Below are 14,733 nucleotides of genomic sequence, written 5' to 3'. Positions count from 1 at the left end.
GTCTCCCCCTCTCCCCGTCTCCCCCTCTCCCCCTCTCCCCCTCAATCACCACAGACAATCTTTCGGGCGCAACAGCTTAACCTAAGTTGCTGGAGGAGGAGTCAAGTCTGGCAGCGGCTCGCCAAACCATTTCAACGAAAGTTCGTTTAATTTCCCTGACTGCTTCATGTCATCAATAATGCTGTCAAGTTTTGCTACTAGCTTTAGGTCTCCTTTACGAACACCGACGTAGCAGGGTGAGTTCTTCATGATGAACTTGTTTTCAATTTTGATATTGGGATTATCGCGAATTACTTTGGCAGCGACGACGTTCCCAGTAGCAATCAATTCTACTTGACCTGATATCAAAGCAGATGCAGTTAAACTGTTGCTAGAAAATCGTTTGACTAGAGGCATTTGGTCTGGCGGTATCTTGGAAATTTCTAAATCTTCTAAAGAACCTTGAGCAACGCCAAGCGATCGTCCTTTTAGATCGTTGAGTGACGGCGCTTTGATATCTGGACTGCCATACACCCCTGAAAAAAATGGCGCATAGGGCTTGGAAAAGTCAATAATTTTGGCGCGAGCTGGATTTTTGCCCAAACTGGAAATCACGATATCAACGCGAGCAGTCTGAAGAAACGGAATCCGATAGTTGCCGACGACAGGCACTAACTCCGATTTCACCCCCAAAGCCTTGGCGATCTCGTTTGCCACATCAATGTCATAGCCTTGCGGCTGCATATCGAAACTCATCGATCCAAACGGCGTAAAGTCATTGGGAACTGCTACTTTGATCGCTCCTGCTGCCATGATTTTGTCTAAAGTTGTATCGGGATCGCCCTTAGGAGGTACAACTGCTTCCGGGTTAAACACAGCCATTGAGGTTATGGACGTAGCTGAGCTTGAACAAGCAGCAATGCTAACGGTGAGAACCAAACTGGCGAGAAAAAGCGCGATCGCCCGATGCCATTTGTTGGGAATCAATTCCTTAAATATTTTCATCATCAGCAACACTCCAAATATCCCTATGGTTGATATTTTTATGATTTGTAGTTGAGTTGCTTCTCCAACCGCTGACTCCAAAGAGATAGCGGATAGCAAAGAATAAAATAAATTAGACCAGCTATCGAAAAGACCAAGAGTGAGTTCAATGTGACATTATTGATCTCAGAAGCGACACGAGATATCTCAGAGAACCCAATTACTGATGCCAGCGAAGTCCCTTTAATTACCTGCACGAGGAAGCCGACAGTCGGTGCGATCGACATTTTAAGCGCTTGGGGCAGAACGATTAACTCTAGCTGTTTAGAATAGCCAAAACCCAACGCTGAGGCAGCTTCCCACTGTCCTGCGGGAACAGCTTCAATCGAGCCGCGCCAGATATCTGCTAGAAATGAACTGGTAAAAGCCGTCAAAGCAATGGTAGCTGCTACAAGAGGCGATAAATTTATCCCAAAAACCACCGAAGTACCGAAAAATGCCAGAAAAAGCTGTAAGAGTAATGGTGTTCCTTGAAAGAACTCGATATAGATCAGACTTAAGCCTTTAATCCACTTGTTGGGAGATATCCGCATCAGCATCAATAAAAAACCAACAATTCCGCCTACAACAAAGGCGATGAGAGACAAGATAATTGTCCATTTTGCCGCCACCACCAAGTTAATGAAGATTTGCGGTACTGTAAATCCATTCATTTTATCCTTCCAATTAACTATCGTCGATACTGTGCAAAATTAAAAAATCGCCGCTCAATTACATAGGACATTCCTTTGATAATCCAAACGATCGCTAAATAAATGAGCGATATGGCAAAGTAAACCTCAAAACTGCGAAAACTCCGAGAATTGAGAAAATCTCCTGCAAAGGTTAAGTCTTCAGTGGCAATCTGAGACACAACACTCGTAAATAACACTGCCAAAATCACCTGTCCGATCAGGGCCGGATAAATATTCGCCAAGGCAGGCATCAGAATGATGTACCGAAAAACCGATATCTTGTTGAAGCCAAGTGCCATTCCTGCTTCCGTTTGACCTTTGCTAATGCTCTCGACTCCAGACCGCACAATTTCGGTCGAATAAGCACCAAAATTTAAAGCAAGTGACAAGATTGATGCTTGCTCTGCCGTTAACTTGATGCCCAAATTTGGCATCCCAAAGAAGATGAAAAACAGTTGGATGATATACGGGGTATTCCGAACAACCTCGACGTAGGCTAAAGCGATCGCATTTTGGATTTTGTTGTCAGAGGTTCTACAGACTGCCCCAATAATGCCTATGACTAGACCGAATGCGATCGCGATCGATGATATCCTGAAGGTCGTTAATGCGCCTGCAAATAGCAAAGCAAGATTATCCCAGACAATTGAGAAATCAAACTGATAGCTCATAAGTATTTGGGTACTGAAACAGTATGAGAGTTTAGAGATAAGACGTAAGCAATTACTAAAGACTGCGCGCTGCGAGCAGAGAATCCTATCTATGAATTTCTAGGAACCTAGCCAAAGTAATTTACTCACCTAACGCCGAACGTTTTAACCTCATAGCCGATCGAGCGGATCGGAGATTAGGGGCTTTGCTCCTCTCGGGGTTTTGTGCCCGTCTGCCCGAAGGAGAGAGACTTGGGGAGAGGATGTCAGTTATTTAAGTCTCGGTTGAATGATTGCGTACAGTATGCAAGCTTTAATAAATCGCTTCTGTTACGTTCATTACATTCTCAGGTAATCCTACTATTAATGCTCTGATGAGACCGTGTGGCGTTATCGTTACCTATAATCTTGAAAAGGTTGAGCCCCCGATCGTCTCCCACATCTCAGGCATCCCAGTATTGTAAAACTTCATTTAGTTTATAAGCAATTATAAACAATAATGGTATCATATTGCTATGAGTGTTGAACAAGGAATACGCACAGCTCAAAGAACGGAAGTCTCAAATGCAGCTAACAGAGAGGCACATCATTAAATCGACGGAACACCGTTTCGCCCAAATTGACGAACTAGCTTTCAAGTCCAAAAACCTCTACAATGCCGCCAATTACGTCATTCGTCAGAGCTTTATTTATGGATGGGGTTATGTCAGTTATAACGAAATGAACCGAGTGATGAAGTCTCACGAAGCATATAAGGCAATGCCTGCTAAAGTTAGTCAGCAAATTTTGATAATCTTAGACAAGAATTGGAAATCGTTTTTTGAAGCCGTTAAAGGTTACAAAGCTGACTCTTCAAAATTTACGGGTCGCCCGAAACTGCCGAAATACAAAGACAAAGTTAAAGGACGAAATCTTCTCATCTACACGATTCAAGCAATTAGCAGCAAATTCCTAAAAAAAGGAATTATTAAACTTTCGGGTACAGATTTTTTCATCAAAACTAAAGTAAATCCTGATGGGATTTGTCAAGTTAGAGTGGTTCCCAAATGTGATTCCTATGTAATCGAGGTAATTTATAATGAACCGGAGTCCACCGTCAACAATGCTAATTCTGTAGCTAGCATTGATTTGGGACTGGATAATTTAGTGGCGCTAACTTCAAATCAACCGGGATTTATCCCTTTGTTGATTAACGGGCGACCATTAAAATCGATTAACCAGTTCTACAATAAACGCAAATCCCGATTGCAATCCCAGTTAAAAGGAAATCGTCAAACCTCACCCAGAATTCAGCGATTAACTCGCTGTCGCAACCAAAAGGTTGATAATTACTTGCATCATGCTAGCCGCGTGATTGTTGACCATTTGGTAGTGAACCAAATTGCAACGCTGGTCATCGGCAAAAATGCACAGTGGAAAACCGATATCAATCTAGGTAAACAAACCAACCAAAATTTTGTCAGCATTCCTCATTCTCGATTAGTTGAGATGTTAGAATACAAAGCTCGGCTGGTAGGAATCACGGTAATTGTACAGGAGGAATCCTATACATCCAAAGCAAATTTTGTGGGATTAGACCCAATTCCTGTTTATGGAAAAACCGAAAAAGAGCCTGTATTCACTGGAAAACGGATCTCACGAGGATTGTACAGAACATCGACGGGTCGGTTAATCAATTCCGATGTGAATGCTTCGTACAACATTCTCAGAAAAGCAATCCCAAATGCCTTGTGCGATGGGATAGGGAGCTGCGTAGTTCAGCCGAGGCGGGTTAATCCGCTCAAAGTAAAACAGAAAGGGGAGGGCCAACGCCTCCCATGTCATTGCAATAAATGACTATAGTTTTACCAGCTATAGCAGCGGCTGCCAGCCATCTTCAGACCATAAGAAGTTGCGCCGCAGGTCAAAATACGATCGAAAAAGGTCGATCGACAATTGAATGCGATGAAAGGCGGTGATTTGTAGCTAACAATGACAACAAGCAATGGATTTGGTTAGCACTTAAAGTCTTGATTTTATTGCCTCGTGCATAACTGCCGAATGCTATAACTCCCAGCACTTATCGCTTTTCAGCAGCGCTTCAAACTCAGCCATTGGCAAAGCTTGACTGAAAAAATGACCTTGAATTTCGTCGCACTCGTGCGCGCACAAAAAAGCAAGTTCCCGCTGATTTTCTACCCCCTCAGCAATCACAGTCATGTTCATGCAGTGTGCCAATTGAATAATCGCTATTGTAATCGCTGCCTTTTGGCGATCGTCTGCAATATCGCGAATAAAACTCTTGTCAATCTTGATCGCATCAAACGCAAAGCGTTTCAGATAACTCAGAGAACAATATCCCGTTCCAAAATCATCAATTGCGATCATGATCCCCATATCTCTCCACACCGTAAAAGCTTCAACTGCTGCCGTTTCATCTTCCAAAATCAGACTTTCAGTCAATTCTAATTCCAGATATTTAGGATCGAGATTAGTTTCTCTCAATATCTGGCTGACTCTCTCCGTCAAATTTTTTTGCTCAAACTGGCGGGCTGACAGGTTTACGGCTACCCGCAGCGGAGGCAAACCCTCTGTTTGCCAAGCTTTAGTTTGCCTGCAAGCAGTCTCTAACACCCATTCGCCCAACGGTGCAATCAAGCCCATTTCTTCAGCCATTGGAATAAATTCCGCCGGGGAAACTCTGCCCCTTTCTGGATGATTCCAGCGCACCAAAGCCTCAGCCCCAATAATTTTCCCTGTTTTAATTTCTATTTGCGGCTCATAGTAAACTTCAAACTCCGAGCGTTTTAAAGCATTGCGGAGGCAAGTTTCTTGACTCAATTTTGTTAGGGAAATATTCGCGAGTTTTGCACTGTAAAACTGATACTTATTGCCACCTTCTTGCTGAGAATTGTACATAGCTGTGTAAGCATTTTTCAGCAGTTCGTCTCCATCGCTGCCGTCGCCCGGAGATAAACAAATGCCGATACTTGCCGTGACGTACAGTTCCGATCCTTTGATAATTATAGGTTGAGCTACAATATCTAAAATGTTTTGAGCAATATTGGCAGCATCCTGTTTTTCGGCAACTGGTTCGAGAACAATTGCAAATTCGGCAGCTTTCAAACGAGCCACAATATTAATGTTTTGCGTGCAGTTACTCAGCCGCTGCGCAACTTTGCAAAGTACGGAGTCGCCGATATCGTGTCCCAAGGTACTGTTAATTCGGTTAATCCTATCTAAACTGAGAGTGACAACGGGAATCATTGCTGGCAGTTCTTTTTGCTTGTCTAATACCTGATTTAGCTGCTCTCGCAACAGCAAACGATTTGGCAAGTTTGTCAAGCAGTCGTGCTGGTGCCGGTGGAGAGCTAATTGAATAGTTGTGTGCAGGTTTTTTTCCTCAAACGGTTTGACAATATAGCCGAAGGGTTTGGTCCCATTGACGCGCCGCAAAGTGTTTTCGTCAGCATAAGCTGTCAGATAAACTACCGGAATTTCAAAGCGCGATCGAATTTCTGCTGCTGCTGTAATGCCGTCGATTTCTCCTTGCAGGTTAACATCCATCAAAACCAAATCTGGCAGGAATTCTCCTGCCGATATAATCGCTTCTTCTCCCGAATAGACAATATCAGTTATTTTATAGCCTAGAGATGTTAAACTGTCGGAAATGTCTTCCGCAATGATGCTCTCGTCTTCAACTATCAGAATTTTTTTGTCGAACACTAAATTATCTCCTAAGAATGCAATTTGGGTTGGGAAAAGGTTATTTTAAAAGTCGTGCCAGCAGTTTCTAATAATTCTATTTTACCCCGGATTTGCTTGACTAAAGACCCGACCAGTCGCAAACCCAACGTTCGGGCCTTTCGATAATCTAAGTCTTGAGGAAAACCAATTCCGCTGTCGCTCACGGTTAGCACGCAAACCGTGTTTTTATCTAAAGTAAAATCTATTTTTATTTTACCTTTAGTTTGTCCTGTAAAAGCATACTTTAGAGAATTGGTCACCAGCTCGTTGATAATTAATCCGCAAGGAACTGCCGTATCAATATTTAGCGAACACGGCGCAATATTTGTTTCTAACTTGACGCCTTCTGCGTGAATTTCATAAGCTTGAAATAAATTGTGGGAGAGATTGTCGATATATTCAGCAAAGTCAATGTCTGACAAGTTTTTGGATTGATATAATTGTTCGTGAACCAAAGCCATTGACCTGACTCGGTTTTGACTTTCTTTTAACATTTCACTAACGCGGCTGTCTTGGATGTAGCGGGACTGAAGTTTCAGCAGGCTAGAAATAACTTGGAGGTTGTTTTTGACGCGGTGGTGAATTTCTTGGAGGAGGACATCTTTTTCGGCGAGGGAGGCTTTGATTTTCTCCTCATCCCGTTTGCGCTCTGTAATGTCGCGTACTACTGCTTGGAAAAATTTTTCTCCGTTAATTTCCATTGCGTTTAACAGAATTTCGGCGGAAAATTCTGAACCGTCGAGTCGTTTGTGTACCCAGTCAAATCGACAGCTCCCTGTTTGCATTGCTGTGTTCATTCTCTGGGTCGCTAAACTGGCTGAATCTTGTCCGTTAGGCTGAAATGGCGGGGAAAATTCGCTCAGATGTTTGCCGTAAAATTCTGTTTTGTTGCTACAGCCAAATATTTTCAAGGTGGCGCGGTTGCAGTCAAAAAACTCTTTTTCGTCCAGCAACATTACTGCGTCGCTGGTGGCTTCATACAGGCTGCGAAATTTGTGTTCTGATTCTTGCAGCGAGCAGATTAATTTGTTTTTTAGAGCTTCGGCGCGCTTGCGATCGGTAATGTCTGTGCCTACAGAAACTGCTGCGGTTCCCTGATGGTATTTCTGAGCTACTATCAAATAATTGCGGACGCAGCCGTTAATTTCTATATCTATTTCTTGCCAGGTTTGCTGAGATGAACTGTCAAAAAAGTTGCGGATCACTTCTCCAAAAGCCGAGCCTTTGTCGAGAAAGTTGATTTCTTGACCGACAAAGCTTTTAGGAGACAGTTTGAACGAGGTTGCTAAGTGCTGGTTGACTCCAATATATCGCAAATCTGAACTTATCCAAGAAATCAGTCCGGGCACGGCATCCAAGACGGCGAGAAGTTGGTCTGTAGCTTCTTGGAGTGCTTCTTCCGATCGCTTGCGATCGCTAATATCTGTCGCCGTTCCGCACAAACCTAATATAGCGCCGTTTTCACCTTGGTTGACGATGCTGTTGACGCGCAGGTGGACGGGAGTACCGTCTTTGCGGATGTGTACTGTTTCGTAAGGAGAATTAGCTGTTTGCGGCTGAATGCAGCTTCTGGCTAAAAATTGTGCAAATATTTCTATTTGTTTGGTTTTTTCTGCGGGAACCAAAAAATCGGTGAAGCGGCGGCCGATCATTTCGGGGGGTTCGTAACCGTAGATGCGTTTGGCGGCGGAATTGACAAAAGTCAAGAGGCCTTGAATGTCGATCGACCAAATCAATTCTTGGGAGGTTTCTACGAGGTTGCGGTACTTTTTTTCGCTTTCGTCAAGTGCTGCATTCAAGACTGCCGTCTGCTGCTGAAGTCTGTGTTCTAATTCTTGATTTGCCGTTTCCAGAGTGAAGAAAGCTCGATCGCGCTCGGTAATCTCAGTAGAAACACCGACAGCCCCGACAACTTGGCCGTTGCTATCTCGCTGCGCTGTCGATCGAATTTCGTGCATAAAATGCCCCTCTCGGACATTCCAGGTGCGATCGTTTCCTGCTAGTACCCCGGTCATATTTTCTAAGATATCCCGCTGGCTGCTGTAAACTTCAAAAATCGACTTTCCGACAGTTTCACCCGGTTTGAGTCCCAAATTTTCTAATCCTTTGCCTTCTGCAAGGGTTAACTTGCCGTCTTTGTCTGTTGCCCACAGGAACATCGGGGCACAACTGACGGCGGCGTGCAGGGTTTCGTTGGCTTGTTTTAGCCGGTCGATTTCTGCGTGAAGCCGATCGCGCGTGCTGTTTAATTCTACCGTTAGTCGATCGGCTCGAAGCTGCCAACTGGCAGCAGTGTCGCACATTTCTGCGGGATTGCGCGATCGACAGATGGATTGATTGCAGTGTGACATGGTTACTTTCGGATGCCCTGTATATTTAACCCCAGTCTATCTTTTAAGCATAAACTTTTTAAGTGAAGTATTACAGTTAGCTTTGATACTCATCCGAGCAAGATGGGATAGTTCAAAGCTAGTTTAAAGGATTCAGAAATTGCAGATATGTCAGGTTTTATGGCGACGGTTCACAAATTGACAATAAGCTGAATAATGGCTGTAAATCGGTGTTTCTACTGTAAGTATTTGTAGTAGGGCAAAAAGAAGTTCCGCAATCCTCGGCTTGCACAAGAACTGGAAGTGTAAATTTATTATATTTGTGTGCGTAGATTCACGCACTGAGGCATCGGGAATCGGGAAAAGTGAAATATAGCCACCGCGCCCGACGGTTAGGACGGGTTTAATTGCACTTTCCCCATGCCGATAGCCTCTTCCTTCTTCCTTCTTCCCTCTTCCCTCTTTCTTCCATCCGTTACATCCCGTAGATTGCTCGTTGCCGAACTTCCTTCAATTAATCCCCCAAATTTTGACAGTTTTGTCTAAACTACCGCTGATAATAGTTTCGCCATCGCTGCTAAAAGAAAGACAAGTAACAGAGTTTTGATGCCCGCACAGAGTGTGAATATGTTCGCCGCTACTGGCATTCCAAAATTTGATATTACCATCCGCACTAGCACTAACAACAGTACCTCCGTCGGGACTAAAGGCGATCGCATTTATCGAGTTAAAATGCCCTGCCAAAGTGATTGGACTATCTGGATTCGATAGCTGCCGCAGTTGAATATTTCTGTCCCAGCCGCCAGCCGCCAACGTCTGCCCGTCTGGACTGAAAGCCAGACAATTCGCATAACCCTTAATTGTTTGAGAGCATTCTCTGCTGCGGAGGTTCCACAGCTTAATTGTACCGTCAGAACTGCTGCTAGCGAGAGTTTGTGCGATCGGGCTAAAAGCAAGACTAACAATTCCTGCTTTATGAGCTCCCCAAGTTAAAAGACTGCCAAAAGTACAGATTAACTTTCCCGTCTCTAAATTCCAAATTTTGATAGTAGTATCTGCCGAACCGCTGGCGATAACTTGACTGTCGGGACTGATGACAATTGCGCTAATTTCCGCTTCGTGTCCGAGGGAAGTATGCCGCAATTCTCCTCCCTGCCAAATTTCGATCGCGCGGTGTTTTGGAGTATTTCTGCTCCTCACAAAAACTTCGCTTTCTTGGCAAAGCACAAAAGTTTCTTGAGCGCGGGGATACTTGTCAACAGTATAGAGTATTTCTCCTGTATCTAAATCGCAAATTCTAATTATTTTCCCGTGCAAACTCGCCGTGCGATCGCCTCCGGGACTAATCGCAACATTTGTCCCAGTTTTGACACTGCGGATGCAGTCAAAAAGCTTGTAAGGGACGAATTGTTTTAAAGCTTCGCGGACTACAGGTTCTGTCCTCGGTCGCAAAATTAAATAAGCAACTCTCTGCACTTGGGCCGCAGGGTCAAGCAGCGCTTGAATTGCTAAATTTAAACCCGCGTCTCCATATTTAGGAGCATCTTTAACAGCGGCAATCCGCGGCTCGATACTGGGACTGTTGAAGCGCTGCTTGACTCCGGCGATGCCTCCCAAAACAGCACCGGCGATCGGGATTTGACTTTGGCCGCCGAGGACGGCATCATATTCTCTGGGTTGGTTAGAATTGTCGGGCATCATAGGATTTTAGATTTTAGATTTTAGATTTTAGATTGCATAATTGGAGGATTGAAGAAAGCGACCTCACAGATGAATCCGGTGGCTTGTCCCTGGCTGCTTTCTGTCACGCGAAAACCAAGTTTAAGAGCGCAAGTTATAACTTATTGACTGTTGTTGTTTATGCTATTATAATCAAATCAGCGTTTCACACAAAAATCCGAAAGTGATATGTCACACTTCACAACGATCAAGGTTCAGATCAAAAACGGCGAACTGCTGCATCAAGTGTTGGAAGAGTTGGGTTATCAAGTAGAGTGCAATGTTCAGGTACGGGGTTATCGGGGCGACAAAACTAATGCCGAGTACGTGATTCGGCAATCCAACGGTTACGATTTGGGTTTTCGGCGCAGCGGAGAAGATTACGAATTGGTGGCGGATTTTTGGGGCGCTCGAATTAACCAGCAGGATTTTGTCAATTCAATCAGTCAAAAATACGCGCGGAAAAGTTTGATGGCGGCGGTGCAGTCAGAAGGTTTTCATGTGGAGGAAGAGGAGACTTTGGCAGATGGAACGGTGAGGGTTGTAGTTGGTCGATGGGTTTAAGACTCGCGCTTGATTAAGCTGTTATACATTTAAACTGTGTGTCAAAAATCAATAAAACTATTGTGGGACGGGCTTCTAGCTTGTCCCTAATTTATAATTTAAATGCGTAACAGCTTAACTCGTTTTTCGGGACTCAGGACTTACGCAGAATCGGGTTAAAATCAGATTTTTTCGTAAGTCTTAGTACCAATAGGAGAATCACCATGAAATTCGATCGCCCTGAACAACAAATTCAACAAAGTTGGGAGGCTAATGCTGGCGCATGGATACAGGCGCTCGACCAAAATCTGATTGCAAGTCGCCGCGCAGCAACGGACGAGGCTATTCTGCAAGCAGTGCTGCGCTACGGGTCTCGGCGAGTTTTGGATGTTGGATGCGGTGAAGGTTGGCTGACGCGCGCCCTAGCAAAGCGCGGTGTTGAGGTTGTTGGAGTTGATGGTTGCGCTGCTTTGGTCGATCGAGCTCGTGAGAAAGGAGGCGGTTGCTTTCGGGCGATCGGCTACGATGAGATTATTGCCGATCCAGCGATACTCGGTCAATCCTACGATGGAATCGTGTGCAATTTTTCGCTACTCGGTGAGGAAATTGGAGATTTATTGCGATCGTTACGCCAAGCAATAGTCTCAGACGGACATCTGTTAATCCAGACAGTTCATCCATTCACAGCGTGTCAGGAACAGCCCTATGTTGATGGATGGAAAACGGAGACTTTCGACAACTTCGGCGGAGCTTTTCGAGAGCCGATGCCGTGGTATTTTCGCACAGTTAGTTCGTGGTTTCAACAAGTATCGGAATCCGGCTGGAGAGTCTGTGAAATCGAGGAACCAATCCATCCACAGACGAAGATTCCTCTTTCCCTGCTGCTGATTTGTCAGTCACCCGGCGATTGAAATCGTTTCTACATAAACGAAGTCCACTCCTAGCGGACTGAAGAGAAGAGAGCGGAGTTGGTGGTATAGTGCGATCGTCGCGATATAATTAGAGCAAACAGGTAAACGAATATTAGGAAAAAAAGTTACTTACCCATGAACATTACAGAACTCAAGACTGCTGTAACGGAACTTTCACAAAATGAACTCGCAGAGTTTCTCGAATGGCTTGAAGAGTTCAAAGAAACTCTCGCCGATCGCCAGTGGATCGATACTGTACGAGTTAAGATAGATGCTGCTGTTGCCATGTCGGAACATACTCCACCGATTGATGGCGAAACCTTTATTGCAGGGATTTTGGAGCGCTTCCCAAAATAGCTTGCAGGCTCGGTTATTACTTTTATCGCAAGATGGAGGCAATTTCATTCTTGTTCTTCATCGCTCGAATCTGATTCATTCGCCGCCTTATTGTCGCTATTTGACTCTTCAACTGTGCTGGTATTTTGAGGGGTATTTTCCAATAAACCCGCCTGTTTTAACAAGTGTCTGAGTAATCCAACTTTTAAAGATTTATTACCGTGAATTGGCACAGAAATTCGGATTGAGCTTCCAGCTTTCCCATAGATATGGTGACTGCCTTGAACTCTTAATAATATCCAGTCATTACGCTCTAGCAGCTTGGCTAACTCTTTGCCAGACATGGAGTTCATATCGCAATCTCCATAATTTTGTCTCGCTCATTTGTCTCGATAGATTCAATATCTACACTAAGGCAACCTTCGATTGCTTCATAGAGGTTTTGCAGCAGTTCCTCGAAGGTTTCTCCCTCAGTTGCACAGCCAGGAATAGCAGGGACTTCTGCCCAGTATCCGCCTTCTTCTGCTTCGTGAATAATAATTTTGATTTTCACTTGATTCTCCTAATTTATTGTCAAAACTTACCTCTTTATTACTGTACCAGACTTTACTCCTCCAAGTCCGCCTGTTTAACCTGCTCTAAAGGTATATTTAGCGCTTCTGCAATTTGTTCGTCGCTCAAGCCAAACTGCCGTAATTTATCAATTGTTTCAATCTGAGTTTGATTTTTGCTTTTCTGCTGCAACTCGGGAATTTCCGGCTGACTTAGATCGGGCGTAGGAGTAGAGGAATTAGAACAGTTGTTAATGTAGCTAATATTGCTACTATTTTTAATAGTAGTATTATTACCAAGATTTATATTCTGATTTATCTGTCTTTCTATAACGGATTCAAGATTACTTTTTTTAACTTGTTCGCCAAACACTTCAGATAACATTTGCAAAAGCTCGTAACTGGCTTTTTTAACGTGCTGGGAGCTATAATCATAAGTTTCTGCAACGTCAGCATATCTTTGACGATTCAGTATGCCTGCGATAATCCTCCGCTGCAAGTTATTTAGACGTTTACCTGTGTTGGTATAGACAGCTTCATCGACAAATTGCAATATCTGAGGACTGTCCATAGGTGGGATGGTGAGATAGGTATGGTTACTATACCAAACTTTTTCCAACTTTTTGCAACTTTTTTGGCCTCGCATCGGATTTTTAGGAAGTTCCAACTTTTTCCAACTTTTTCTGCTGTTGAGTTTGACTAGATCGGTCTATCATAGAAAAAAATAAACCTAAGCTTGAATTTGCAAAGCTCAAAAGCTTTTTGAGGTAATTTAAACCCAAAAAAGGTTATTAGTTATCATTATGGCAGCATCCAACAAAAGACAAGCGAGAGAACAAGCACGCTCGGCTATCAATAAATGGGCTTTGGGATTTGCAAGTGTGGCTTGGATTCCAGGTTCTCATTATCTAATGACTGGAGGCGATGTAACAATGGTTATCCAAGTCGGGTCAATTTTTGATGTTGATATGGATAAAACTCAAGCTGGGGCAGTATTTGCTACAATTGCGGCTCCACTCATTGGCAGTAAAATTGCACACTCATTGCTTGATTTTGTTCCTGTTTTCGGATGGGCAGCAAAATCAGTGGTAGCTGGTGGAGTTACAAAAGCTGTTGGTGAAGCACTCATTGCCTACTTTAATGATTGCTCAAATCTTGCCGAATAAAACACTACGGAATATCATACCACAGCGCGCTCGCCCGATGGTGGCGATCGCGCCGATCTTTCTCAAACCCCCTGGAAGTTCCAATTACTGCGTTGACCTGCTACCGTTAACATAGACGCATCGTAGGAAAACAACCGATGACACTAACAGAATTACTCCCTAGAATTAAACAACTGTCTGCGATCGATAAACGAGAGTTAATTCGCATTCTAATGGCGGAAGAAAATATCAGTGATGAACGCGCGTGGAAGGCTCAATTTGAAGCTACAACAGACGCTCAGTGGGATAGTCTAGCTGAAATAGTACGTCAGGAAATCGCTGCTGGCGATATTACCCCTCTAACTGAAATTTTCCCTCAAAGTCATATCGACCTTCTGATACAATTAAGACAGCGAACGTTGAGGTTGCCATGACATTAGTAGTTGTAGCTGAACCTGCACCCCTGCAAACTAATGCTGACGGTGTGGTGCGAGTGGGTAAAACTCGCGTCACTTTGGATACCGTGATTGCAGTGTTTAAGCAGGGAAGTACAGCAGAGGAAATAGTTTATCGTTATCCGTCACTCAGGTTGGCTGATGTGTATGCCGCGATCGCCTTTTACCTCAATCACCAGCAGGAAGTAGAAACGTATTTGCAGCTTCGACAGCAACAAGCACAAGAGATTCGTAAGATGAATGAAGCAAAGTTTGATCCGCAGGGATTGCGTGACAGATTAATGGCCCGTCAACAAGAGCGATCGCATGAAATTCCTGGCTGATGAAAACTTTGACAATACAATCGTTAGAGGTTTGATGCGTCGCAAACCAGACATTGACATTGTTCGCGTCCAAGATGTGGGCTTATCCGGTGAAGATGACCCAACAGTGCTGGAATGGGCAGCCCAAGAAGATCGGATTTTGCTGACTCATGATCTGGCTACGATTACGCGCTATGCCTATGAACGTATGGCCGCAGGTAAGCCAATGTCAGGAGTTGTTGAAGTTACCTTCGATGCACCAATTGGTAGGATAATTGAGGATATTCTGATCCTTCTGGAGTGCAGCCTTGAAGGAGAATTAGCAGGACAAATTCAGTATCTCCCTTTATGATGAGTTGTAACGGTCT

At 44.0% G+C, this 14,733-nt stretch carries 18 protein-coding genes; 9 read left to right on the top strand and 9 right to left on the bottom strand.

Going from position 1 to position 14,733, the window contains the following annotated elements; genetic code table 11:
* Positions 1–81 precede the first annotated feature (81 nt).
* Genes QUB70_RS08370 through QUB70_RS08360 form a run of 3 tightly spaced genes read right to left on the bottom strand, consistent with a single transcriptional unit; the run spans position 82 to position 2,368 of the window.
* A complete protein-coding gene (locus QUB70_RS08370) occupies positions 82–987 on the bottom strand; it encodes a transporter substrate-binding domain-containing protein (RefSeq protein ID WP_332979582.1) in 906 nt (301 codons plus the stop codon).
* A gap of 35 nt (positions 988–1,022) precedes the next feature.
* Positions 1,023–1,676, bottom strand: coding sequence for an amino acid ABC transporter permease (locus QUB70_RS08365; RefSeq protein WP_332979580.1), 654 nt, complete (start codon positions 1,674–1,676; stop codon positions 1,023–1,025).
* A 17-nt stretch (positions 1,677–1,693) separates the two neighbouring features.
* Entirely contained in the window at positions 1,694–2,368 is a 675-nt protein-coding gene (locus QUB70_RS08360; protein WP_332979578.1) for an amino acid ABC transporter permease, read from the bottom strand.
* Positions 2,369–2,866: 498 nt separating this feature from the next.
* Here QUB70_RS08360 and QUB70_RS08355 point away from each other — a divergent pair, with 498 nt between their 5' ends.
* Positions 2,867–4,183 carry an RNA-guided endonuclease InsQ/TnpB family protein gene (locus QUB70_RS08355; protein WP_332979577.1) on the top strand — a complete coding sequence of 439 codons (1,317 nt, stop codon included), beginning with the start codon at positions 2,867–2,869 and terminating at the stop codon, positions 4,181–4,183.
* Positions 4,180–4,305 carry a hypothetical protein gene (locus tag QUB70_RS08350; protein ID WP_332979576.1) on the top strand — a complete coding sequence of 42 codons (126 nt, stop codon included), beginning with the start codon at positions 4,180–4,182 and terminating at the stop codon, positions 4,303–4,305. Before QUB70_RS08355 ends, QUB70_RS08350 begins: the two co-directional genes overlap by 4 nt.
* Before the next feature lie 85 nt (positions 4,306–4,390).
* Here the strand turns inward: QUB70_RS08350 and QUB70_RS08345 are convergent, their stop codons facing one another.
* The 3 genes from QUB70_RS08345 to QUB70_RS08335 all read right to left on the bottom strand — a co-directional run bounded on the left by QUB70_RS08345 (position 4,391) and on the right by QUB70_RS08335 (position 10,104).
* The gene (locus tag QUB70_RS08345) at positions 4,391–6,052 is read right to left on the bottom strand and encodes a putative bifunctional diguanylate cyclase/phosphodiesterase (protein WP_332979574.1); all 1,662 of its coding nucleotides are present in this window, start codon (positions 6,050–6,052) and stop codon (positions 4,391–4,393) included.
* Positions 6,053–6,063: 11 nt separating this feature from the next.
* On the bottom strand, positions 6,064–8,424 hold the full coding sequence (locus QUB70_RS08340) for a PAS domain S-box protein (protein ID WP_332979572.1): 2,361 nt from the start codon (positions 8,422–8,424) through the stop codon (positions 6,064–6,066).
* Between the two features lie 489 nt (positions 8,425–8,913).
* Entirely contained in the window at positions 8,914–10,104 is a 1,191-nt protein-coding gene (locus QUB70_RS08335; RefSeq protein ID WP_332979571.1) for a WD40 repeat domain-containing protein, read from the bottom strand.
* Positions 10,105–10,311: 207 nt separating this feature from the next.
* On the opposite strand from QUB70_RS08335, the gene QUB70_RS08330 reads away from it, so the two are divergent.
* From QUB70_RS08330 to QUB70_RS08320, 3 genes are all read left to right on the top strand, one after another.
* Positions 10,312–10,686 carry a DUF1257 domain-containing protein gene (locus QUB70_RS08330; RefSeq protein WP_332979570.1) on the top strand — a complete coding sequence of 125 codons (375 nt, stop codon included), beginning with the start codon at positions 10,312–10,314 and terminating at the stop codon, positions 10,684–10,686.
* Positions 10,687–10,889: 203 nt separating this feature from the next.
* Positions 10,890–11,576 carry a class I SAM-dependent DNA methyltransferase gene (locus QUB70_RS08325; protein ID WP_332979569.1) on the top strand — a complete coding sequence of 229 codons (687 nt, stop codon included), beginning with the start codon at positions 10,890–10,892 and terminating at the stop codon, positions 11,574–11,576.
* 135 nt (positions 11,577–11,711) lie between these two features.
* Entirely contained in the window at positions 11,712–11,933 is a 222-nt protein-coding gene (locus QUB70_RS08320) for a hypothetical protein (RefSeq protein ID WP_332979567.1), read from the top strand.
* Positions 11,934–11,977: 44 nt separating this feature from the next.
* On the opposite strand, the gene QUB70_RS08315 is transcribed toward QUB70_RS08320, so the two are convergent.
* Genes QUB70_RS08315 through QUB70_RS08305 form a run of 3 tightly spaced genes read right to left on the bottom strand, consistent with a single transcriptional unit; the run spans position 11,978 to position 13,034 of the window.
* Complete coding sequence (locus tag QUB70_RS08315) at positions 11,978–12,265, bottom strand: type II toxin-antitoxin system HicA family toxin (RefSeq protein WP_332979566.1); 288 nt, start codon at positions 12,263–12,265, stop codon at positions 11,978–11,980.
* Complete coding sequence (locus QUB70_RS08310; protein WP_332960085.1) at positions 12,262–12,465, bottom strand: type II toxin-antitoxin system HicB family antitoxin; 204 nt, start codon at positions 12,463–12,465, stop codon at positions 12,262–12,264. Before QUB70_RS08310 ends, QUB70_RS08315 begins: the two co-directional genes overlap by 4 nt.
* A 53-nt stretch (positions 12,466–12,518) precedes the next feature.
* Positions 12,519–13,034 carry a hypothetical protein gene (locus tag QUB70_RS08305; protein ID WP_332979601.1) on the bottom strand — a complete coding sequence of 172 codons (516 nt, stop codon included), beginning with the start codon at positions 13,032–13,034 and terminating at the stop codon, positions 12,519–12,521.
* 232 nt (positions 13,035–13,266) lie between these two features.
* Here QUB70_RS08305 and QUB70_RS08300 point away from each other — a divergent pair, with 232 nt between their 5' ends.
* From QUB70_RS08300 to QUB70_RS08285, 4 genes are all read left to right on the top strand, one after another.
* The gene (locus QUB70_RS08300; protein WP_332979564.1) at positions 13,267–13,629 is read left to right on the top strand and encodes a hypothetical protein; all 363 of its coding nucleotides are present in this window, start codon (positions 13,267–13,269) and stop codon (positions 13,627–13,629) included.
* 137 nt (positions 13,630–13,766) lie between these two features.
* Positions 13,767–14,042, top strand: coding sequence for a hypothetical protein (locus tag QUB70_RS08295; RefSeq protein WP_332979562.1), 276 nt, complete (start codon positions 13,767–13,769; stop codon positions 14,040–14,042).
* On the top strand, positions 14,039–14,386 hold the full coding sequence (locus QUB70_RS08290; RefSeq protein ID WP_332979561.1) for a DUF433 domain-containing protein: 348 nt from the start codon (positions 14,039–14,041) through the stop codon (positions 14,384–14,386). Before QUB70_RS08295 ends, QUB70_RS08290 begins: the two co-directional genes overlap by 4 nt.
* 34 nt (positions 14,387–14,420) lie before the next feature.
* Complete coding sequence (locus QUB70_RS08285; RefSeq protein ID WP_332979560.1) at positions 14,421–14,717, top strand: DUF5615 family PIN-like protein; 297 nt, start codon at positions 14,421–14,423, stop codon at positions 14,715–14,717.
* Positions 14,718–14,733: the final 16 nt, after the last annotated feature.

The organism is Microcoleus sp. A003_D6, assembly GCF_036702825.1.
Lineage (GTDB): Bacteria > Cyanobacteriota > Cyanobacteriia > Cyanobacteriales > Microcoleaceae > Microcoleus.
Note: the sequence above shows the minus strand (reverse complement) of the source record. Positions and strands in the feature narration are given on the sequence as shown.